General features: G+C 61.5%; 17 protein-coding genes. 8 read left to right on the top strand and 9 right to left on the bottom strand.

Going from position 1 to position 20,574, the window contains the following annotated elements; all coding sequences use genetic code 11:
• Nucleotides 1-6 precede the first annotated feature (6 nt).
• A complete protein-coding gene (locus tag V7773_RS07625) occupies nt 7-996 on the top strand; it encodes an aspartate-semialdehyde dehydrogenase (protein WP_336072894.1) in 990 nt (329 codons plus the stop codon).
• A 52-nt stretch (nt 997-1,048) separates the two neighbouring features.
• Here the strand turns inward: V7773_RS07625 and V7773_RS07620 are convergent, their stop codons facing one another.
• A complete protein-coding gene (locus V7773_RS07620; RefSeq protein ID WP_336072893.1) occupies nt 1,049-3,262 on the bottom strand; it encodes an LTA synthase family protein in 2,214 nt (737 codons plus the stop codon).
• 335 nt (nt 3,263-3,597) lie between these two features.
• On the opposite strand from V7773_RS07620, the gene V7773_RS07615 reads away from it, so the two are divergent.
• Together V7773_RS07615 and V7773_RS07610 are read left to right on the top strand one after the other, a co-directional pair.
• A complete protein-coding gene (locus V7773_RS07615; protein ID WP_336072892.1) occupies nt 3,598-4,500 on the top strand; it encodes a LysR family transcriptional regulator in 903 nt (300 codons plus the stop codon).
• A gap of 125 nt (nt 4,501-4,625) precedes the next feature.
• A complete protein-coding gene (locus V7773_RS07610; RefSeq protein ID WP_336072891.1) occupies nt 4,626-5,252 on the top strand; it encodes a glutathione S-transferase family protein in 627 nt (208 codons plus the stop codon).
• 45 nt (nt 5,253-5,297) lie between these two features.
• Here the strand turns inward: V7773_RS07610 and V7773_RS07605 are convergent, their stop codons facing one another.
• Genes V7773_RS07605 through V7773_RS07570 form a run of 8 tightly spaced genes read right to left on the bottom strand, consistent with a single transcriptional unit; the run spans nt 5,298 to nt 14,301 of the window.
• On the bottom strand, nt 5,298-6,428 hold the full coding sequence (locus V7773_RS07605; protein ID WP_336072890.1) for a glycosyltransferase family 4 protein: 1,131 nt from the start codon (nt 6,426-6,428) through the stop codon (nt 5,298-5,300).
• Nucleotides 6,429-7,559, bottom strand: a complete 1,131-nt coding sequence (locus V7773_RS07600) for a glycosyltransferase family 4 protein (RefSeq protein ID WP_336072889.1) — start codon at nt 7,557-7,559, stop codon at nt 6,429-6,431. It lies immediately after the preceding gene.
• Nucleotides 7,550-8,917: a glycosyltransferase family 4 protein gene (locus V7773_RS07595; protein ID WP_336072888.1), complete on the bottom strand. Its 1,368-nt coding sequence runs from the start codon at nt 8,915-8,917 to the stop codon at nt 7,550-7,552. Before V7773_RS07595 ends, V7773_RS07600 begins: the two co-directional genes overlap by 10 nt.
• Nucleotides 8,914-10,179: an ABC transporter ATP-binding protein gene (locus V7773_RS07590; protein WP_336072887.1), complete on the bottom strand. Its 1,266-nt coding sequence runs from the start codon at nt 10,177-10,179 to the stop codon at nt 8,914-8,916. Before V7773_RS07590 ends, V7773_RS07595 begins: the two co-directional genes overlap by 4 nt.
• Complete coding sequence (locus tag V7773_RS07585) at nt 10,179-10,976, bottom strand: ABC transporter permease (RefSeq protein WP_063323685.1); 798 nt, start codon at nt 10,974-10,976, stop codon at nt 10,179-10,181. The genes V7773_RS07590 and V7773_RS07585 overlap by 1 nt, the downstream gene beginning before the upstream one ends.
• A complete protein-coding gene (locus V7773_RS07580; protein ID WP_336072886.1) occupies nt 10,967-12,418 on the bottom strand; it encodes a mannose-1-phosphate guanylyltransferase/mannose-6-phosphate isomerase in 1,452 nt (483 codons plus the stop codon). The genes V7773_RS07585 and V7773_RS07580 overlap by 10 nt, the downstream gene beginning before the upstream one ends.
• Nucleotides 12,419-12,421: 3 nt before the next feature.
• Complete coding sequence (gene gmd, locus V7773_RS07575; protein ID WP_063323687.1) at nt 12,422-13,390, bottom strand: GDP-mannose 4,6-dehydratase; 969 nt, start codon at nt 13,388-13,390, stop codon at nt 12,422-12,424.
• On the bottom strand, nt 13,387-14,301 hold the full coding sequence (locus V7773_RS07570) for a GDP-mannose 4,6-dehydratase (protein WP_063323688.1): 915 nt from the start codon (nt 14,299-14,301) through the stop codon (nt 13,387-13,389). Before V7773_RS07570 ends, gmd begins: the two co-directional genes overlap by 4 nt.
• A 426-nt stretch (nt 14,302-14,727) precedes the next feature.
• Here V7773_RS07570 and V7773_RS07565 point away from each other — a divergent pair, with 426 nt between their 5' ends.
• From V7773_RS07565 to V7773_RS07545, 5 genes are read left to right on the top strand one after another with little or no spacing between them, the layout of a single operon-like run.
• Entirely contained in the window at nt 14,728-16,371 is a 1,644-nt protein-coding gene (locus V7773_RS07565) for a glycosyltransferase (protein ID WP_336072885.1), read from the top strand.
• On the top strand, nt 16,365-17,657 hold the full coding sequence (locus tag V7773_RS07560) for a glycosyltransferase (RefSeq protein ID WP_336072884.1): 1,293 nt from the start codon (nt 16,365-16,367) through the stop codon (nt 17,655-17,657). The genes V7773_RS07565 and V7773_RS07560 overlap by 7 nt, the downstream gene beginning before the upstream one ends.
• Entirely contained in the window at nt 17,654-18,526 is an 873-nt protein-coding gene (locus tag V7773_RS07555) for a class I SAM-dependent methyltransferase (protein WP_336072882.1), read from the top strand. The genes V7773_RS07560 and V7773_RS07555 overlap by 4 nt, the downstream gene beginning before the upstream one ends.
• Complete coding sequence (locus V7773_RS07550; RefSeq protein WP_336072881.1) at nt 18,523-19,677, top strand: acyltransferase family protein; 1,155 nt, start codon at nt 18,523-18,525, stop codon at nt 19,675-19,677. Before V7773_RS07555 ends, V7773_RS07550 begins: the two co-directional genes overlap by 4 nt.
• Nucleotides 19,671-20,495, top strand: coding sequence for a class I SAM-dependent methyltransferase (locus tag V7773_RS07545; RefSeq protein WP_092221153.1), 825 nt, complete (start codon nt 19,671-19,673; stop codon nt 20,493-20,495). The genes V7773_RS07550 and V7773_RS07545 overlap by 7 nt, the downstream gene beginning before the upstream one ends.
• Nucleotides 20,496-20,574 lie beyond the last annotated feature (79 nt).

The following is a 20,574-nucleotide window of genomic DNA, read 5'->3' as shown; positions in this document are numbered from 1 at the left end:
ATCGAAATGAAGAAAATCGCCGTGGTGGGCTGCACCGGTGCAGTGGGCATGACCATGCTGCAATTGCTTGAAAATACCGATTATGAAGTGGTGTGCATGGCCTCTGGCCGTTCGGCGGGCAAGCGCCTGAAGGTGGGTCAGGTCGAACACCTGATCGAAGCCTTTTCGGTCGAGGGGTGCGCCTCGTGCGATATCGTCTTCCTGTGTGTCTCCGGGGCCTTCGCCCTGGAGTATGGCGAGCGTCTGGCTGAAAATGCCTACGTCATCGATAACTCCTCGGCCTTCCGTTATCACCCGGCGATTCCGCTCCTGGTGCCGCCCATCAACGGTCAGCGTTACAAGGGCGAAAAACTGATCGCCAACCCCAATTGCTCCTCGGCTATTGCGCTGATGGTGCTAGGGCCGCTGCATCAGGCCTTCGGGTTGGAGAGTGCGATCATTTCCACTTATCAGGCCGCCAGCGGTGCGGGGCAGCCGGCAATGCTGGAACTGCGAGAGAAAGCCAAGTCCTTCAGTGATTATGGCGACCGTGATGATAGCGAGCACTTCGCCCATAACCTGGCTTTCAACGTGATTCCCCAGGTCGATTCGTTCGAAGCCAATGGTTACACCCGTGAAGAAATGAAAGTGGTCTGGGAATTGCGCAAGGTACTCGATGAACCGATGTTGGCGATCAGCACGACCGCGGTCCGGGTGCCGACCTTGCGCTCCCATGCCGAGAGTCTCAGCCTGCGGTTCAACACACCCATCCAGTCGCTGGAGCAGGTGCGCGAGCTATTACGTAGCGCACCGGGAGTTGAAGTGGTGGATGAACCCGAGTTCGGCGCTTATCCGATGCCCATGACCTCCACCTACAAGCATGCGGTGGAAGTCGGGCGGATTCGCTACAACCTGATCTACGGCGAGCACGGGCTGGACCTGTTTATCAGTGGTGATCAGTTACTGCGGGGTGCGGCATTGAACGCATTCGAAATCATGCAATTGATCAAGTCTTGATCAAGCACGAGCCGAACATTAGAACGCGCAGCCATGGCTGCGCGTTTTTTGTTCAACTGGATTGGGCCTCGCGGTCTTCCTGCATATCGTCCAGGTATTGCGGCTGGTCGGTCTGGTCCGGCAGTTCGGTCACGACGCTGAAGTCGCTGATCTCGATGGCGCCGACGCCATGACCGAGCAGATGGAAGGAAAACGCCTTGCGCTGCTGCGGGTTGTCGAAACGGAGGTTCATCACCAGCGGCTGGTCGGGTGTCACCGCCACGTCTGTCGGCAGGTCCATTGGCACATCCTGCTCGAACTCCTTGGCCTTGAGGGAGATGTAGGCGGCATGGTCAGCGTCCACGGCGCGGATGGTCAGGCTGACGCGGGTCTGTGAACCCTTGGGCATTTCCAGGTATTGGGCACCGATCAGGTTGTCGGTCCAGTCGTTGGTGACCTGGGCCGGCAGCGGGATTTTATCCGCACTGCCAAATTGATAATGCTGGTTCAAGGGAGTGCGTAACAGCGTCTGGTCCAGGGCCGTGGCCCGGGCGCCGATCAGCCTGGCGCGCTGGCCGCTGTATTGCCCGCCATAGGTGGCGCGGTCGGCGATGAAGCCGTCGCTGGCGTAGTTACGGCAATGCTGGAGGAAATCGCACTCGGTGAACGTGCCCTTGCCGTCGTGGTAGCGCAGTTTGCCATTGGTGAACGACATGATTTCCCGGCCCGTCGGGTAGTCCCTGAACATCGAGCGGCCGGACAACGACGTGGGCACCGTAAAGCCGAAGTAATCGAGGATCGAGGCGGTCAAGTCGACGTGGCCGTAGGTGCCTGACTTGATCCGGGGCAACGGCTCCGGCGCCAGCGTCAGGTTGAATCCCCAGGACGAGGCCAGCCGCACGTCGTCGATGCCATGGGATTCGTCCGAGGTGATGACCACCAGGGTGTTGTCCAGGATGCCCTGGCGCTCCAGGCCCGCGAGGAAGTTTTCCAGGGCATCGTCCAGGTAACCTACCGCTGCCTGCTTGGCGGTGTCGTAGCGTTGCAGGTAGTCATCCGGTGCCGAGTAGGGCTGGTGCGTACCCACGGTCAGCAGGGTCAGCATCCAGGGTTTGTTCGCTTGTTGCAGTTGCCCGACGTAGTCCAACGCGCCTTCAAAGAAGGACTTGTCGTCCATACCCCAAGGGAATTCCAGGTAGGCGGGGCGAGTGAACCACTCCATGTCCAAGGTCGTGTCGAAGCCGATGTGCGGCATGATCCGGTCCTTGGCCATGAACCGCAGGCCCGCGCCCTGCAGGAAATGCGTGGAAAAGCCGTTCTGGCGCAACTGGGCCGGCAGGCAGGCCTGGTTGCGCTGGGTCTGGTTGAGCATTTCGACGCCTTTGGGCGTGCCATTATCGAGCTTGTCGTAGTCGCCACACAGCATCGCGTAGAGGCCACGAATGGTCTGGTGGCTGTGCAGGACGTAATCGGGTGTGTTCATGCCGCGCTCGGCCCAGGCACTGAGGTGCGGCATCAGGTTCTCCTGATAGCTGCTTTTCAAGGCCTGGCGGTTGGCGCCCACGTAGGCACCGGGAATGCCCTCCAGGGCGATGACCAGGACGTTGCGCGCACGGCCCGGTTCGGCCAACAGTCTGTTGCCATCGAGATCCAGGCGGGTCAGCCCCTCCATCGGTGGGGCCGGGTCCACCGCATCGCCGTCGAGCCATTGCCGGGCCTGGTCCTGCCCGGCGGCGATACCTGCGGTGACGAGTTGGTGAGGCAGGTTGAACACGTTCCATTGGTCCGCCTCGCTGGGGCGCCAGGCTTGCAGCGCGCCGTGGCCCAACAGGAGCAACACGGGCACGGCCCAGGCGTGGCGAGGCAAGCGTGGCGCCTGGCGTGGGCGGCTGGTCCATTGAGTAACCAGCCAGAACACCAGCGCGGACAGCTGGAGCGCGGCCAGCCAGGGATGGGAGAAGCCGCCGCTGGTGGAGTTTTCAACGAACTGTGGGTCGGTCAGGTAATGCACGTCCGAAGGATTGGGCATCCGCCCGACCGCACTGACCAATTCGATGCTGGCCAGGGTCAACGCGCTCCAAGCCAGCAATACCGGGAACGCCAGCCACCCGGGACGGCGATGGAGCAGCACGATCAGCAACCCGCCGATACCCAGGTCCGAGAGATAACCTAGCGGGTCGGACCAGCCCAGGGCGAGACGCAGGCCCATGGGGACGAGTAGTACGCAGCCAATCAGGGCGATGAGGGTGGCGCGGGGGTGGTTTAAAGCGCGGTAAAGAATATTCACAAGAAACAGGCCTTTCGTTGAAGCCAATCCATTGAACAACACACTCACCCTGTGGGAGCGAGCTTGCTCGCGATAGCGGTGTGCCAGGTCCATAGGGTGTGTGACTGACTGACGCCATCGCGAGCAAGCTCGCTCCCACAGAAGGGTTCTTCCTTTGGTCATGAAATTGTCATGCAGAGGAATGGTACCAAGGGCAATTGCCCTTGGCCGAGCCAATGTCCCGGTGTCTGGCTGCGCTACGCTGTGGTTCACTGGCCCAGGCCTCTACAATGGCCGCGTAGCGCTGCTTTGAGACGCGCAGAAAACTTGTATCAGGATTTCTCATCGGGGGATGGATGGACAGGTTCCAGGAAATGCAGGTTTTCCTCGCCGTGGCCCAGGCGTCGGGATTTTCGGCGGCAGCGCGGCGCTTGGGGCTGTCGGCGGCCAGCGTCACGCGGGCGGTGGCGGCGTTGGAGCAACGCATCGGCACGCCATTGCTGGTGCGCACCACCCGCAACGTGTACTTGAGCGAAGCCGGCCAGCGCTTTCTCGAGGACAGTCGCCGGATCCTGAGCGACTTGCAGGAAGCCGAGGATTCAGCGGCCGGCAGCCACGTCCAACCCCGGGGGCAGTTGACGATTACCGCACCCGTGCTGTTCGGTCAGTCGTTCGTCACGCCGCTGCTGGTGGATTACTTGCATCGGTTCCCTGAGGTCAGCATCAACGCTTTGCTGTTGGACCGCACGGTCAGCCTGGTGGAGGAGGGCATCGACGTTGCCCTGCGCATTGGCGAACTGCCGGACAGCAACCTGCACGCCGTGCGGGTCGGTGAAGTACGGCGAGTGGTGTGCGGCTCCCCGGATTTCTTCGCACGCCACGGGCGGCCCCGGCATCCGGAGGATTTGGAGCGAATGCCCGTGGTGGCATCCTCGGCCATTGGCCAGGTCAAAAGCTGGACCTTCATCGATTCAGGCCAACCGTTGGCCGTCCGGCCCGCGCCTCGGCTGGTGGTGACGGCCAACCAGGCCGCGATCACCGCCGCCTGCCAGGGGTTGGGGATGACGCGGGTCCTGTCTTACCAAGTGGCAGGCAACGTGGCGGCCGGGGAACTGGAAATCGTCCTGGCCGATTTTGAATTGCCGCCTCTGCCGATCCATGTGGTGTACCAGGGCGGGCGAAATGCGCCGGCGCGGGTCCGCAGTTTTGTCGATTTCGTCGTCGGTGCACTGCGCGAGCATCCGGCCTTGAGCGGTTGAAGCATTGTTTCGCTGGCTGAAACAATGGATTGCATTTCTGGGTGATTCTCTTGGTTTTGCCTGGAGTGGAAGATGACCCCATCGACGCCGTTGTGCTGATGGCGTCACTTCCTGCGGAGTCGACCATGAACCCTATCAAGCACTATCACTTCCCGCTGTCCGGCCATTCCCATCGTGTTCAATTGATGCTTTCGTTGCTCGGGCTACCGGTCGAAGAGGTCTTCGTCGACTTGGCCAAGGGCGCGCACAAACAGGCGGACTTCCTGGCGCTCAATGCGTTTGGCCAGGTACCGGTCATTGACGATGACGGCGTGGTGCTGGCGGACTCCAACGCGATCCTGGTGTACCTGGCGCACAAATATGGCAAGGGCCGCTGGCTGCCGACCAATCCTGTTGGCGCCGCCCGGGTGCAGCGCTGGTTGTCGGCGGCGGCTGGGCCGATCCATGCGGGCCCGGCCACGGCGCGACTGATCACCGTATTTGGCGCGGCCTACAACGCTGAGGACGTGATCGCCCGTTCCCACAACGTGCTGAAAGTCATTGATCAAGAGTTGAGCAACCGTGCTTATCTGGCGGGTGACGCTGCGACTGTCGCGGACATCGCCGGCTACAGCTACATCGCCCACGCACCGGAAGGCAATGTGTCGTTGGAGGACTATGCCCATGTGCGGGCCTGGTTGGCGCGGATCGAAGCCTTGCCCGGGTTCGTGGGCATGCCGCGTACGGTTGTCGGGTTGCAAAAGCATTCATGAGCCGTTGAATAGGCAACCCGCCCAAACAGGGAATCCATTGGAGGATCAGGCGTAGGAAAGCGCCTTTTCCTCCAGCAGTTCCTCGTATAGCCGCACCCACTTGCGGCCCATCTCTTCAGACGTGAACAACTGTCGGTAGCGGGCTTCGGCTCGGGCGCCCATGGCCTGGGCTTGTGCCGGGTTTTCCCACAGGGTGCGCATCGCCTCGCGAAAAGCTTCGGGATTGCTCGGTGGCACTACCAGGCCGGTTTCTTCGTGGACATTGATGTAGCTGGTGCCGGTGCCGATTTCGCTGGAGATCATCGGCTTGCCGAACATCGCGCCTTCGAGCAGCGAGATGCCAAAGGCTTCGGAGCGCAAGTGCGAAGGGAACACGATGGCATAACTCAATTCCAGCAGCGCGACCTTGTCCTCGTCCCCCAGGCGTCCGAGGAAATGCAGGTTGCGCAGGCCCAATGCCGCCGCCTGGGCATGCAGTTGTTTTTCCAGCGGGCCGGCGCCCACGATGACCACGGGGTAATCCACGCCTTTGAGGGCGTCGAGCAGAATGTGCAGGCCTTTGTAGTAACGCATCACCCCCACGAACAAAAAGAAACGCTCGCCCAGTTTTGCCTTCCACCCCGCCATGCGCTCGGCGTCAGGCTGTGGATAACTGGTCTTGTTCAGGCCGTAGGTGATGATCCGGGTCTTGGCGGGATATTCCCTGAGCACGTCGCTGGTATGAACGTAGTTCGGCGACGCCGCGACGATGCGCTCGGCGCCGTCCAGAAAGCGCCGCATCAAGGGGCGATAGAGCTTGAGCAGGTGCCGCTGGCGAACGATGTCCGAGTGGTAGGTCACGACGTAGGGTTTTTTCACGGCGGTGAAAAAATGCACCAGGTCCATGAACGGCCAGGGGAAGTGGTAGTTGATCACGTCCGCTTCGGCGGCCAGCTCACGGAATTTCTTGAACACGCTGTAGGAGAAGCCGGTGGACGCCAGTAGGAAGTCCAATCGCGCCTGATGAACGACATGCTGTCGGATCTTGATTGGCTCGGGCGCCGGCTGCCCGCTCAGGGCCAGCACGGTGTTATCGACACCCAACCGGTCAGTGCTGTCGCACAGCTGGAAAATGACCTGTTCGATGCCGCCCATGGAGTCTGGCAAATAGGTTTTGTAAAAGTGCAGGACTCGCATTCAACCTCCCAAGACCTGGCGATACGCTTGGGCGGTGACCTTCGCACAGCGTTCCCAGGAAAAAAGCGCCGCTTGTTGCAGCCCCGCTTCGCGACACGCTTGCCAGTGCTGGGGATCTTCCATCAACCGGCCCATGGCTTCGCGCATGCCTTGCGGATCGTCCGGCTCGCAGTAATTGCCGGCTGGCCCCGCCACCTCGGGCATCGCCGAGCAGCGGGTGGTAATCACCGGTGTGCCACTGGCCATGGCTTCAAGCACCGGCAGGCCAAAGCCTTCGTAGTAGGACGGGAAAATCAATGCCCGTGCCCCCGCCAATAGTTGGGCGACCTGTTCGTCAGGCAGGTAACCCGCCAGACAAACATGACCGCCAGCCAGGGCGTCTTTCAACTCATCATTGAGCTGTGCCTGTTGCCATCCGCTCATTCCTACGATGAACAAAGGAAAGGTCTGACGTACGGATTCAGGAAGCCCGGTGTGGGCACGCAGGGCCAGTGACAGGTTCTTGCGCGGTTCCAGGGTGCCGACACATAGAAAGTAACGGCCGTGCTCCAGGCCATGGGCCTTGAGTACGGTGTCGATGGCTGCGGGTTCGCGCGGATGGAAACGCGCCGACACGCCCAGCGGCGCGACCCGCAGGCGCTCGGCGGGGAGGCCGAAATGCTGTTGCGCTTCATCGGCGATGAACTGCGAAACAGTCATGATCAACTGCGCCTGTTCCACCGCCCGGGCCAGCCGTCGCTCGATTTCTTTCAGGCGTGCGGGTGGTTGCGTCTCGGGATAACGCACATGCGTCAGATCATGCAGGGTCATCACCGTCGGGCCGTCAAAGGCCAGCGGCCACAGGCTGGGGTCGTGATACAGGTCGATGGCCTGGGGACGGCCCTGGTCGAAGCGCTTCTGTTCCAGCCAGCGTCGCGCCTGATAGGCGCCCGGAACCCGCCGCAACAAGGGACTGAGTCTCGAATAGCCAGGCGTGGGCGCTTGTGGCAGCTGCGAGTTCCAGCCCCAGCCGTGGAACAGCGATAACTGCACATCAGGCTCACGGGCCAGGGCGGTGGCCAGTTCCGACACGTATTGGCCGATGCCGGTGCGTGGCGCCTGGAGGATGCGTGCGTTGAGGGCTATCCGCATGCTGTTTCCCGATCGACGATGACTTCGCTAACGTGGCTCTCGATCCGTTCTACCAGTTGCGCGCTGGCTTGGCGCCAGCTCAGCCATTGCCAGTGATCCAGGTTGCGCTTGGCCGGGAATACCCCGGTATGTTCCATTTCGGTGACCAGATCCGCCAGGCTTTGGGGTTCGTCGAGATCGAAATAGGCCATGAAATCACCGCCGATTTCCCGAAACACTTCAATGTCGCTGCCCATTGCCGGCAAGCCGCGCTGCATGGCCTCCACCAGCGGCAGGCCGAAACCTTCCACATAGGACGGGAACACCAGCGCAGTGGCGTGTCGATAGGCGTGTTCCAGGCTTTGGTCCGAGAGGTTGTTGAACATGAACAAGCGGCTGTTGCGTTGAGGATGACACTCGATACGTTCGATCAACGCCTCGCACTTCCAGCCGATCTTCCCAACGATGCACAGCCGCGCCTGGGAACCGGCAGCCCAGGCCCGCTCGAATGCATTGAGCAGATAGGCGTGGTTTTTGCGCGGCTCGATGGTGCTGACCATCAGGAACACCGGCTCGGGGCGCTTGAACAACCGCAGCAACTTCGGGTCGACGGCGTGGGCGGCGTTAATCTGGTCCAGTTCGCTGCCCAGGTGGAAATAATCGAACCAGCGTTCTTGTACCTGCTGCTCGCCAATGCGCCGGACCATTTCCTGGCGCAACTGGTCACGGATGGTGGCGGAGATGGCGATGTAGCCGTCCGCGGTGCGGGCAATCCAGTCGAACCAGTGGTTGAACACCTTGACCAGCCCGGCATCGCAGAATTGTGGATGAGACAGGGGAATCAGGTCGTAGACCACCGAGATGATCCCGACGCCATCGCGCTTGAGCTGTTCGGCCAGGGGGAAGATATCCGAGTGCCAGGATGAGTCGAGCAAGACCAGCTGATCGCCGGCCCGATGCTCCAGCGGTACGCAACGCTTCGGCAGCTCTTGGCCTTTCAGGGCGCGGTCGAACAAACGTATCGGTATGCTCAAGAAGCCGAAGGCGAACAGGCGGCAGCCAATGTACAGGAGGCGACGGGCCCACAATGATCGGCTGAAGGGCCACTGCCGTGCGAGCGTCCGATGCCAGAACCAGAACAGGTTGGCCATCTGTTCCCAGCGTATCCTCAGGCTGACCAGATCCAGTTTATCGATCGACAGCGGGGCCAGGCTCTTGGCCTCGTATAATTTGCCCTGCAGCATGACCACGGGAATGCATTCACGCTCGCCATCCTTGGCCGGCAGTTCGCGAATTACATTGCGCACGACGCGCTGAATGCCGGAATTGATTTCCGGGTGTTCGAATACGTAGGTGCATTCCACCAACAGGCGGCTCATGGCAACTCCTTTTGCGGTAACGCCTCGACGGCAGTCTGGCTCGAACGCTGGATGCAGGTCTCGGCCTGGAGCCAGGAACAGCCGACGAAATCTTCCTGGCGATTATTGATCACGTGAAACACTAGCCCGTAGTCGCGCCATTCGAAATTACGGTCCAGGTGCGAGTCCAGCCGCGACAGGCTGAGCGCAACGGAGTAATTGCCCTTGCCCAGGCGCATGTCGAAGCTGAAGCGGAAGGTGATCTGTTCGCCGGCCTTGAGGTCGGTCACGGCTTTGTCCTGGCGATGGGTATTGATGCCGTACATGGGCTGGCCAAGACGGTCCTTGATTAGGAAGCCCAGCACCAGCCGCTCGATGTCCTGGCGGATTTCAACCCGCACTTGCAACACCATCGGCTGGCCGATCTCGGCCACTTCCACCGGCTGTTCCTGACGGTTGAGCAGTTGTACATCGATGATGCCGGCTTCGCCGGTGCCGGAAATCGTGCGCACCTGGCCGTTGGCGAGCATTTCCTGGCGGACCACCTGGCCTTCGCGCTGGGCCAGCATCGCGTTGTAATAATCCATCACTTCTTCGGGCTTGCCGCGCATGGCCATGCGCCCGTGTTCGAGCAGAATGGCGGTGTCGCAGATCGACTGGATCGCCGAGCGATCGTGGGACACGATCAGCAGCGTGGTGCCGGCCTTGCGGAAGCTGCGGATGCGCTCGAAGCTCTTGTGCTGGAAGTAGGCGTCGCCCACCGACAGCGCTTCGTCGACGATCAGGATGTCCGGACGCCGGGCGGTGGCGACGCTGAAGGCCAGGCGCATCTGCATGCCGCTGGAATAGGTGCGTACCGGCTGGTCGATGGCCTCGCCGATTTCGGCGAACCCTTCGATCTCGGGCATCAAGGCTTCGATTTCCTCCACCTGCATGCCCAGCAACTGACCGGCCATGAACGCGTTCTGGCGACCGGTGAAGTCCGGATGAAAGCCCATGCCCAGTTCCAGCAGCGCGGCGACACGACCTTGCAACTGGATGTGGCCGCAGGTGGGTTGCGTGGTACCGGTGATCATCTTGAGCAACGTGCTTTTGCCGGCACCGTTGACCCCGACGATGCCGACGGCTTCCCCGGGTTGGATCTCGAAATCCACGCCTTGCAGGATCCAGTGCAATTGATGACGCTGGCGGGAAAAGGGGATCAACCATTCGAACAGCCGGCTCCAGCGGTTCGGGTACTGTTTGTAGGCCTTGCCCAGGCCACTGACGCGTAAATGTCCCATCAGAGTTCGTCCACCATTTCACCGCCGCGCCGACGAAACATGCGCAAGCCCAAGGTGCATAACAGCAGGCCGACCACCAGCAACGGCACCAGCGAGCTCCAGACCGGCCATTGGTTGTAGAGAAACAGGTTCTGGTAGCTCTGCATCAGGGCGGTCATGGGATTGAAGGCGAGCAGTTGCTGGATCGGCGGCGGCAGGATCGTCATGGGGTAAACGATCGGCGTGAGCCAGAACCAGAATTGCAGGCAAATGCCGAACAACTGCCCGACATCACGGAAAAACACATTGAGGATCCCCAGCAGCATGCCCAGCCCGGCGGCGAACATCACCTGCAGGGCCAGCAGCGGCACCAATGCCAGCAAGGTAATGCCCGGCCAGCGCCCGGTGATCAACAGGAAACCGAGGAACAGCCCGAGGATGATCGCGAAGTTGATCCCGGCGTTGAACAGCACGATCACCGGCAGGCAGATCCGGGGGAAGCTGATCTTCTTCAGCAGGTTGGCGTTTTCCAGGAACATGCCCTGGCTGCGGGTGGTGATTTCCGCGAACAACCCCCAGGTCAGCAGCCCGGCGCAGAGGTAGACGCTGTAGGCCATGCCGTCTTCCACCCCGGGCAGGCGGGCACGCATGATGTGGGAAAAAATCACCGTGTAGACGAGAATCATCGACAGCGGGTTGAGCACTGTCCACAACGCGCCGAACAGCGAGTTACGATAGCGTGATTGGAATTCACGCTTGACGCTGCCAAGGATAAAACCGCGGTAACTCCATAATGAGTAGTGCAAGCTCAGCAACATGAGTCAGCCCTGCCGTAGTGATCTTCAAAGCGAACGATGTCGTCTTCCCCCAGGTATTCGCCGCTTTGCACTTCGATAATCACCAGATCGATCACGCCGGGATTCTCCAGGCGATGCTTGTGGCCGGCCGGGATAAAAGTCGATTCGTTCTTGGCGACCAGGTGCGAACCCGAGCCGTTGTTGGTGACCTTGGCCATGCCTTCGACCACCACCCAGTGTTCGTTGCGATGGTGGTGCATTTGCAGCGACAGCGATGCGCCAGGCTTGACCACGATGCGCTTGATCTTGAAGCGTGGACCCTCTTCGAGCACGGTATAGCTGCCCCATGGCCGGCTGACCGTACGGTGCAGGCGATAGGCTTCGTGATCCTTGTCCTTGAGTTGCCGGGCGACGCGACGAACATCCTGGGCGCGGTCGGCATGGGCCACCAGCACGGCATCGGCGGTGTCGATGATGATCAGATTTTCCACGCCCAGGGCGGCCACCAGGCGGCCGTCGCTTTGGACAAAGTTGTTCTGGCTGTCGATAAACAGGGCCTCGCCGGTGGCGCGGTTGTTTTGCGCATCGGCGGGCACCAGGCCGGCGACGGCGCTCCAGGAGCCGATATCGCTCCAGTCGAATGCCGCGGGAATCACCACGACATTGGCGGAGCGTTCCATCAAGGCATAGTCGATGGAGATGTCTGGCATTTCGGCAAAATGTGTCGCGGACAATTCCTGCTGCACACACCCTGAGGTTTCCACCGCCGTACTGGCCGTGACACAGGCGCGTGCCTGTTCCAGCAGCTCGGGGGCGTGGGCTTGCAGCTCCGCCAGCAGGGTCTTGACCGAAAAGCAGAACATCCCCGAATTCCACAGGAAGCGGCCGCTTTCCAGATATTGCGTGGCGGTCTGCAGGTCGGGTTTTTCGACGAAGCGCACAACCTTGGCCGCGCCCTTGGTGTCCAGGGGCTTGCCCCGTTCGATATAGCCGAAGCCGGTTTCCGGCGTCGAGGGCAGTACGCCAAAGGTCACCAGGTGGCCGTTTTTGGCCAGTTCCACGGCGTGCGCCACGGCGGTCTGGAAGGCGGCCTCGTCCTGGATCAGGTGGTCGGCAGGCATGACTACCAGGATCGGATCGTCACCGTGCAGCGCCTGCACCGCGAGCGCGGCGGTAGCAATGGCCGGCGCGGTGTTGCGACCTGTCGGTTCGAGCACGAAGTGACCGCGATGACGCTCCAGGTGGGCGCTTTGATAGTGGTCGCGGCTCTGGAAGTAGTACTCGCGATTGGTGACGGTGACGATGTCGCCCCGGCCGTCGAACAACCCCGCGGCACGCCGATAGGTCTTGCCCAGCAGCGACTGGCCATCGGGTAGGAGCATGAAGGGTTTGGGGTGGCCTTCGCGGGACACCGGCCACAACCTCGTCCCGGCCCCGCCGGAGAGAATCACTGGAATGAGCACGGCCTACTCCTTGGCGACGCGTTTCATGTCCGCATCCATCATCATGCGGATCAGGGTGTCGAGGTCGGTCCTGGGCTTCCAGCCCAGGACGCGTTGTGCCTTGGCCGGGTTGCCGAGTAGCGTTTCGACTTCGGCCGGGCGGAAATACGCCGGGTCGATCTTGACGAAGTCACGGTAGTCCAGGCCCACGTGTTCGAAGGCAATCCTGCACATCTCGCGCACGGTGGTGGTGACGCCGGTAGCCACTACGTAATCGTCGGGGATGTCCTGTTGCAACATCAGCCACATGGCCTCGACGTAATCGCCGGCAAAGCCCCAGTCGCGCTTGGCGTCGATATTGCCCAGGCGCAATTCCTGCTGCTTGCCCTGCTTGATGCGTGCAGCGGCGTCGGTGACTTTGCGGGTGACGAACTCGATGCCGCGCAGCGGTGATTCGTGGTTGAACAGGATGCCGCTGCTGGCATGCAGGCCGAAGCTTTCCCGGTAGTTGACGGTGATCCAGTGGCCGTACAGTTTCGCCACGCCATAGGGGCTGCGTGGGTAAAACGGAGTGTGCTCGTCCTGCTGTTCGGCCTGGATCAGGCCGAACATTTCGCTGGTGGACGCCTGGTAGAAGCGCGTATGCACGCTGAACTGGCGAATGGCTTCGAGCAGGTGGGTGACCCCCAGCCCGTCGACGATGCCGGTGGTCACCGGCTGGTCCCAGGAGGCCGCGACGAAACTTTGCGCGGCCAGGTTGTACACCTCGTCCGGCGCCGACTTGATCACGGCCCGTTGCACGGAGCAGGCATCGGCCATGTCACCGTCCAGGTAAACGATGTCCTGTTCGATACCCATCTCTCGCAGTCGCCAGCGCGAGTCGCTGCTGCGTCGCGCCACCAGGCCGTGGACTTTGTAACCCTTGTCGAGCAGCAACTTGGCCAGATACGCGCCGTCTTGACCGGTGATCCCTGTGATCAATGCACTTTTCATTCTTGTTGTACCCGTATCTCCCAGTCGGACAGGATCGCCCGCAAGGATTGTTGTGTTGTTGTTTCAGGCGTCCATCCGGTGGCCTGTCGTAGCTTGGCTGGGCTACCACAGACGCGACGCTGTTCTGCGCGGCGAAGACGCGCAGGGTCCTGGATCAGTTGCACGTCGACCTGGGCGATATCGCCCAGTTGTTCGATCAGGCTGCGAATGCTCTGCTCGCGGCCCGAGCAGATGTTGTAGACCTGTCCCGGGGCGCCTTTGTCCAGCAGGGCCAGGTAGGCCGAAATCACATCGCCGACATCGAGGAAGTCGCGGGTCACGTCGATATCGCCCACTTGCAGCCGAGCCGGTTGCAGGCCCAGCTTGATCCGGCTGATTTGCCGGGCGGCGCTGGCAATGACGAAGCTGTCCTTCTGCCCGGGACCGATGTGATTGAACGGGCGGGCCACCAGCACCGGCCAACCTTCGCTCATGCCCCATTGCAGGCTCAGCAGTTCGGCCGACAGCTTGCTCACGGCATACGGGTTGCGCGGGGAGGGCAGTTGCAGTTCGGTAATCGGCAGGTGGTCTTCGCTGATCTGGCCATAGACATCACCGGAGCTGACATACAGGAATGTGCCGGTGAAACCCCGGGCCTTGAGGGCCTGGAGCAGGTTCAAGGTGCCCAGCAGGTTGATGTGCAGGGTGCGTGCCGGATCGCGGAAGGCTTCGGGGACAAAGGTCTGTCCCGCCAGGTGGATCACGGCGTCGGGAATCTCGGGCCAGAGGCCTTCCAGGGTCTTGGCATCCGTCAGGTCGTAGCGGGCAGCGACAGGCATCACCTGCCACGCCGAATCATGACCGTTCAGTCGAGATTTGAGGTGACGTCCAACGAAACCGCTGAGGCCCGTAACGAACAGACGTTTTTTCAAGCACCAGCCCCCTTCGACGGCTGCTTCGTCTAGCGCGAACTGAGTGGGAAATTTCCGTAAGATCGGGGAAAAATCACTCAACGATCGATCTGGAGAAGCGTTTGTTGTAGTTGTTTGGTTGCCAATCTGTGCCAATTTCGAAGTAATTTCAACAGCGCAAACCGTGACCGGTCAGTTCTCATATTTATAGCGGGTTTATTCTCGCCGAGCGGTTCACGAACCCTTGGTGGATGTGTTTAGAATGCCGCTCGTCACGTTGCTCCTGGTGCTGATCTTTGAGTCGGATCGCTAGGGCCGGACTACAAAAAAACAAGAACGAGACGGGTAGCAAGACGAACGACGCGTGGCGGCCCCGGGCCGGCTCGATGCGTGACTCGACCGTCATGAAGTGGGGCTGCCGGGATGGCGGCGCCATGATGGGATCCCATGAACTTCATTCTTTACTCGGACGTAAACGATCACTCCATCAGTCAGAGCCTCGGCCGCCCTGAGTACAGCTATTACTTCGTGCTCAAGGCTTATCGTCCCGTACTGGAAAGCCTGGGGCCGGTGCACGTGGTGTCGTCGGTCGCCGAGGTCGATCCGCTTTACCAAACGTTGCAGGCGGCTGGGCAGGACTGCTTGTTCCTTTCGTTCTCACCTCCGCACAAGACGCCGCTGGACCTGCTTTGTCCGATGGTCTGCGTGGTGGCCTGGGAGTTCGATTCGATCCCGGCCGAGCACTGGGACGACGACCTGCGCCATGACTGGAGCCGCACGCTAGCTCGGCATGGTCGAGTGATTACGCTGTCCAGCCACACGGCCGAGGCGATCCGTCGAACTTTGGGCGAGGACTTCCCGGTGTTGGTATTGCCCACGCCGCTGTGGGAGCGTTTCGCGGCGGTTCGTGAGCAACACCCAAGCTTGCCGGTGAACCCGGGAACGACCTTGCAGATCAAGGGCTGCATCATCGACAGCCGGCCCCTCGGGCTTTCGGCGGACGGCCTGATCGCGCCGATCATCGAAGAGGCGCCGGAGCCAGAACCGGAACCAGAACCGATCATCGAGTCAGTCATCGAGCCAACGCCCCTGACTTGGCGGCGGCGGGCATTCATTTCCCGCCATTACCTGCGTGAAATGATTCGTGCCTTTACTGGCAAGACCGAGCAGGGCCCTGTGTGGCTGTTCAAGCACAACCTGTTGTGCTGGTACCGCGAAGCGGTCCGCGACTTGATACCGGTGCCGATGCGCGTGGCGGTCAGCAGGATCCTGAGGGGGCCGACACCACCGCCGGTGATCGTCGAGGCCGTTCCAGAGCCTGTTCTTGCACCCATTCCAGAGCCCGCGCCACCGGAGCATCCCCAGGCCGTCCTGCCGGACACCAGCCAGATGGTGGAGACCGACGTCAGCGGTGTGGTGTATGTCAGCGTGTTCAACCCCGATGACGGTCGCAAGAACTGGCATCACTTGATCACCGCATTCTGTTGGGCCCTGCGCGACGTCGAGGACGCCACGCTGGTACTGAAAATGACTCAGAACGACCTGTCGACCTACTACGTCGAGCTGCTGACGCTGCTATCCCAGCTCTCGCCGTTCAGTTGCCGGGTGGTGGTGTTGCACGGTTACCTGGAGGACGAACAATTCGCCCGGTTGTATGGCGCGGCGAGTTTCTACGTCAATGCGTCCCGCTGCGAAGGCCTGTGCCTGCCATTGATGGAGTTCATGTCCTGCGCCCGCCCAGTCATCGCACCAGACCACACGGCGATGCGCGACTACATCGACGCCGAGGTTGCCTTCATCGTCAAGTCCAGCCGCGAACCGACCATATGGCCGGAAGACTCGCGCATCTTGTACCGCACCCTGCGCCATCGGCCCGACTGGGGCTCGTTGAAACTCGCCTACCAGCAGAGCTACGCCATGGCGAAGCACCAGCCGCAGGCCTACCAGGCCATGGCCGTTGCCGCGAACGAGCGGATGCGCCGCTATTGCGCGTTCACCCCGGTGCAGCAGCGCCTGGCGGATTTCCTGGCTGTGCCCGGCTGTGACGAAGGGCTGCCGTTGGTGCTCCAGGCAGGTACCGCCTCATGTTGATCATCATTTATTCGGAAACCAACCAGAGCAACATTCTGGAAAACCTCGGCAAGCCCGAGTACAGCTATTTCTTCGTGCTCAAGGAGTTTCGCCCGGTTTTGGAGCGGTTGGGGCGGGTGGTCGAAGTGACTCGGCCTGACGACGAGGTCGATCAGCTGTACGCCGATTGCCTGGGACGTGGCGAGGATTGCGTGTTCCTGTCGTTCTCCCCCCCTCATCGTACCGCTGCCCACTACGCTTGCCCGACAATTGCGGTATTCGCCTGGGAATTCAGCACCATTCCTACCGAAAGCTGGCAGGGCGAGCCGCGGCACGACTGGCGGGTGGTCCTGGGCGCAACCGGCATGGCGATTACCCACTCCAGCTTCACCGTTAAAACCGTTCGTGAAGTGATGGGAGAGGACTTCCCCATCACTGCGATCGCGGCGCCGGTGTGGGACCGCTTTGCGGCGCGCGGCGCGGTGCTGGCCCAGCGGCCGACGGTGGATCACATGCGCCTGCAATTGTGTGGTCTGTTGATCGACAGCCGCGCCACCGACCTGCGGCCTTATGGTCCGCCGGCGCATCAGGCTGGTACGCCGCTGGTGCTGGACGGCCCGGCGCAGGATTGCGAGTTGCTCCTGGACGGTGTGATCTATACCTCTGTGTTCAACCCTTATGACGGCCGCAAGAACTGGAAGGACATGATCAGTGCATTTTGCGCGACGTTCCGCGACGTTTCCGACGCGACTCTAGTGCTCAAGCTGACGCATCACGACGTCACTGCCGCGCTTACCGACATGCTCCATCACGTCTACAAGAACCAGTCGTACCGCTGCCGCATCGTGCTGATCCATGGATACCTGGCGGACGCGGATTACGAGCGGCTGGTGGAAGCCACCCGATATGTGGTCAACAGTTCCTATGGCGAAGGGCAGTGCCTGCCGTTGATGGAGTTCATGTCCTGCGGCCGTCCGGCGATTGCGCCGCTGAACACGGCGATGGCCGACTACATCGACCACGACAATGCGTTCGTGGTGGAGTCGACCGAGGAGTTGACCGCCTGGCCCCACGACCCCCGGGCCGCGTACCGAACCCTGCGTTATGTCACTGATTGGGACTCGCTGTGTTCGGCCTACCGAGCCAGTTATGACGTGGCCAAAAACGACCCTGAGCGTTACCGTCGCATGTCGGCCCACGCCGTGCGCAGCCTGGAGAAGTTCTGCAGCCAGGCCAACGCCGAGCAGCGTTTACGGGTTTTTTTCGAAGCCATACCTGAGCGGCGTCGGAACGCGCAGGAGTCATGATCCGCCGATGGCTGACGGGGCTCAGGCCTGCGGTGGAACCTTCACCACCGCAGGCCGCAGCCGTTTCGCCCCGGGATGCCGGCCTCTACGACGCGATGCTCGACGGCTGGTTTCGCAGTGAAACCGGCGAATTGCTCAAAGGCTTTGCCATCACGGCCGACGACACCTTGCTGGATGTCGGCTGCGGCGAAGGCGTGGCGACCCTGTTTGCAATGCGCCAGGGGGCCTCCGTGATCTTTACCGACAGCGAACAAGACAAGGTGCGCGAACTGGCCCGCCAGGTCGAGGCCCAGGCCGGTGCGCCTTTCCTCGGCCTGGTCAGCAACAGCCTGCCGCTGCCCCTGGCCGATGGCTGTGCGAACAAGATCGTCTGCATGGAGGTGCTCGAGCATATCCATGAGCCGGAGCCGTTCATGGCAGAACTGGTGCGTATGGGCCGGCCAGGGGCGCAGTACTTGCTCAGCGTGCCGGCATCGGTGGGCGAGCATTTGCAACAAGGCATCGCGCCGCCGGGCTACTTTCAAGCGCCCAATCATGTGCAGATTTTCAGTGCCGAACGATTTGCCGCGCTGGTTGAGGAGGCCGGGCTGGTAATCGAGCATCGCCAGGCCAGCGGATTTTTCTGGGTCATGGGCATGATTTTCTTCTGGGCCAGCGAACAGGCGGCTGGCCGGGACCTCGAGGGTGCCGTGCGCGACCGTATCCAGGCGCCATATCCAGTGTTGATGGAGCGCTGGGCGAGCCTCTGGCAGGACTTGCTGACGCAACCCGACGGTCTGGCGATCAAACAGGTGCTGGACCGGTTCATGCCCAAGAGCCAGGTCATCATCGCGCGTAAACCCGGTCCTTTCTCCGAGAGCACTTCATGAGCAGCAAGCGGATCATGGATATCGAATTGCTGCGCGCCGTTGCGGTGATGGGTGTGCTGTTCCATCACCTGCAAGGCATGCCGTTTCCTGGCGGATGGCCGGGCCTGGCAGCCCTGGCCGACAGCTTCCAACTGTGGTGGGGCGTGGATCTGTTCTTCGCAATATCCGGGTTCGTCATCGGACGCAGCCTGATCCCGCAATTGCGTCGCTGCGACAGCCCTCGGCAATTCTGGATCGTCACCCGGGATTTCTGGATTCGCCGGGCGTTTCGCCTGTTGCCGTCGGCCTGGCTCTGGCTGCTGCTGGTGTTGTTCGCGGTGTTCTTCCTGAACCGTTCCGGCGCGTTCGGCAGCGTGCAGGCCAACCTGCAGGCGACCCTGGCTGGTCTCCTGCAGTTCGCCAACCTGCGTTTTGCCGATGCATTCATGCACTATGAATACGGCGCAAGCTTCGTGTACTGGACGCTTTCCCTGGAAGAGCAGTTCTATTTGATCCTACCGCTGCTGGTGTTTGTCTCGCGCCGCTATCTGGTCTGGGTGCTGTTGGTGGTGGTGCTGGTGCAGTTTTTCACCTGGCGGGCGCTGTGGCTTTCGGTGATCCGTACCGATGCCTTGGCGTTGGGTGTGTTGTTGTCGATCTGGAGCCTGCGGCCTAGCTACTGGCGGTTCGAGCCCACATGGTTGCGCCGCCCGCCCTTGGGGGGGCTGTTTGTGGTGGGCCTGGGCAGCGTGATGGCCTGGATCGCGACCGAGCACTTCAATTTGTCGTTCTATCGTCTCGGGGTCATTGCAGTGCTCAGTGCCGTGCTGGTTTGGGTGGCCTCGTATGATCGGGATTACCTGTTGCCTCGCAGCCGTTTTAAAGCGGCGCTGACCTGGGTGGGCAGTCGTTCCTATGGGATCTACCTGATCCACATCCCGGTGTTTTTCCTGTTGCGCGAGTTGTGGTTTCGTTTCGCACCCTTGGGCTCGCCGGATCCGGCAAGCCATCCCTGGCTGGCCCTGGCCTGTGCCTTGTCGCTGATCGGGCTGTTGAGCGAACTCAACTACCGCTGGGTCGAAATGCCCATGCGCAATCGTGGCGCCCGACTGGTTGAACGCCTGGCCGCCAACCGAACCGTCCTTCCTGCCTCTGGAGCCCCGTCATGCTGAGCCTTTTGAAGAAACTCACCATGGGCACGCCCGCGCCCGCTGAGCCGGTCGCCGACAAGGTCGACCCGTACATGCTCGGGTTGCACGATGCGGTGCTCAGCGGCTGGTTCAACCAGCAAACTGACGAGCTGTTCACCGGTTTCCCGGTGAGCCCTGGAGACACGCTGCTGGACGTGGGATGCGGCGATGGCGGTAACGTGCATTTTTGTGCGATGCGCGGGGCGAAGATCATCATCGCCGACATCGACGCGGCCAAGGTCGAGGCCACTCGCCAACGCTTGAGCGACACCCCTGCGCGCGAAGTCGAGTGCCACGTGACCGACTGCAACCCGCTGCCGATTGCCGATGCCACGGCCACGCGGGTGGTGTCCACCGAAGTCATCGAGCATGTCGACGACCCCGCGCAGTTCCTTGCCGAACTGGTACGGGTCGGCCAGCCCGGGGCGCTGTACCTGTTGAGCGTGCCGCACCCCAGCTCCGAAGACCTGCAGAAAGACATTGCCGCGCCGGAGTACTTCCGCAAGCCCAACCACATTCGCATCATCAGCGAAGAGCAGTTCAAGGCGATGGTCAGCGAGGCCGGGCTTACGGTGTTGAGCCACAGCCAATACGGTTTCTACTGGTCGATGTGGATGCTGTTGTTCTGGGAAGCCAAGGTCGATCTCAGCAACGCCGACCACCCGTTGCTCAATCATTGGGCCGCCACCTGGCAAGCGGTGCTGAACTCACCGCGTGGGGCGCAGATCAAGCAGGCGCTGGACGCGGTGGTGGCCAAGAGTCAGGTGATTATTGCGCGTAAGCCGGGCGGGCTTTCATAGCGCCTGTGGCGAGGGAGCTTGCTCCCGCTGGGTTGCGCAGCGACCCCTTTTTGGTGGGCGCTGCGCACCCAAGCGGGAG

Origin of the sequence: Pseudomonas sp. 3JA (assembly GCF_036961705.1) — a bacterium.
Classification (GTDB): domain Bacteria; phylum Pseudomonadota; class Gammaproteobacteria; order Pseudomonadales; family Pseudomonadaceae; genus Aquipseudomonas; species Aquipseudomonas fluorescens_Q.
This window is presented reverse-complemented; position numbering and strand designations above follow the sequence as displayed.

What these genes read in the sequence shown, in the direction of transcription:
- V7773_RS07625 (WP_336072894.1), top strand. Translation starts at nt 7, where the DNA reads ATGAAGAAAATCGCCGTGGTGGGCTGCACCGGTGCAGTGGGCATGACC.
- V7773_RS07615 (WP_336072892.1), top strand. Translation starts at nt 3,598, where the DNA reads ATGGACAGGTTCCAGGAAATGCAGGTTTTCCTCGCCGTGGCCCAGGCG.
- V7773_RS07610 (WP_336072891.1), top strand. Translation starts at nt 4,626, where the DNA reads ATGAACCCTATCAAGCACTATCACTTCCCGCTGTCCGGCCATTCCCAT.
- V7773_RS07605 (WP_336072890.1), bottom strand. Translation starts at nt 6,428, where the DNA reads ATGCGAGTCCTGCACTTTTACAAAACCTATTTGCCAGACTCCATGGGC.
- V7773_RS07600 (WP_336072889.1), bottom strand. Translation starts at nt 7,559, where the DNA reads ATGCGGATAGCCCTCAACGCACGCATCCTCCAGGCGCCACGCACCGGC.
- V7773_RS07595 (WP_336072888.1), bottom strand. Translation starts at nt 8,917, where the DNA reads ATGAGCCGCCTGTTGGTGGAATGCACCTACGTATTCGAACACCCGGAA.
- V7773_RS07590 (WP_336072887.1), bottom strand. Translation starts at nt 10,179, where the DNA reads ATGGGACATTTACGCGTCAGTGGCCTGGGCAAGGCCTACAAACAGTAC.
- V7773_RS07585 (WP_063323685.1), bottom strand. Translation starts at nt 10,976, where the DNA reads ATGTTGCTGAGCTTGCACTACTCATTATGGAGTTACCGCGGTTTTATC.
- gmd (WP_063323687.1), bottom strand. Translation starts at nt 13,390, where the DNA reads ATGAAAAGTGCATTGATCACAGGGATCACCGGTCAAGACGGCGCGTAT.
- V7773_RS07565 (WP_336072885.1), top strand. Translation starts at nt 14,728, where the DNA reads ATGAACTTCATTCTTTACTCGGACGTAAACGATCACTCCATCAGTCAG.
- V7773_RS07560 (WP_336072884.1), top strand. Translation starts at nt 16,365, where the DNA reads ATGTTGATCATCATTTATTCGGAAACCAACCAGAGCAACATTCTGGAA.
- V7773_RS07555 (WP_336072882.1), top strand. Translation starts at nt 17,654, where the DNA reads ATGATCCGCCGATGGCTGACGGGGCTCAGGCCTGCGGTGGAACCTTCA.
- V7773_RS07550 (WP_336072881.1), top strand. Translation starts at nt 18,523, where the DNA reads ATGAGCAGCAAGCGGATCATGGATATCGAATTGCTGCGCGCCGTTGCG.
- V7773_RS07545 (WP_092221153.1), top strand. Translation starts at nt 19,671, where the DNA reads ATGCTGAGCCTTTTGAAGAAACTCACCATGGGCACGCCCGCGCCCGCT.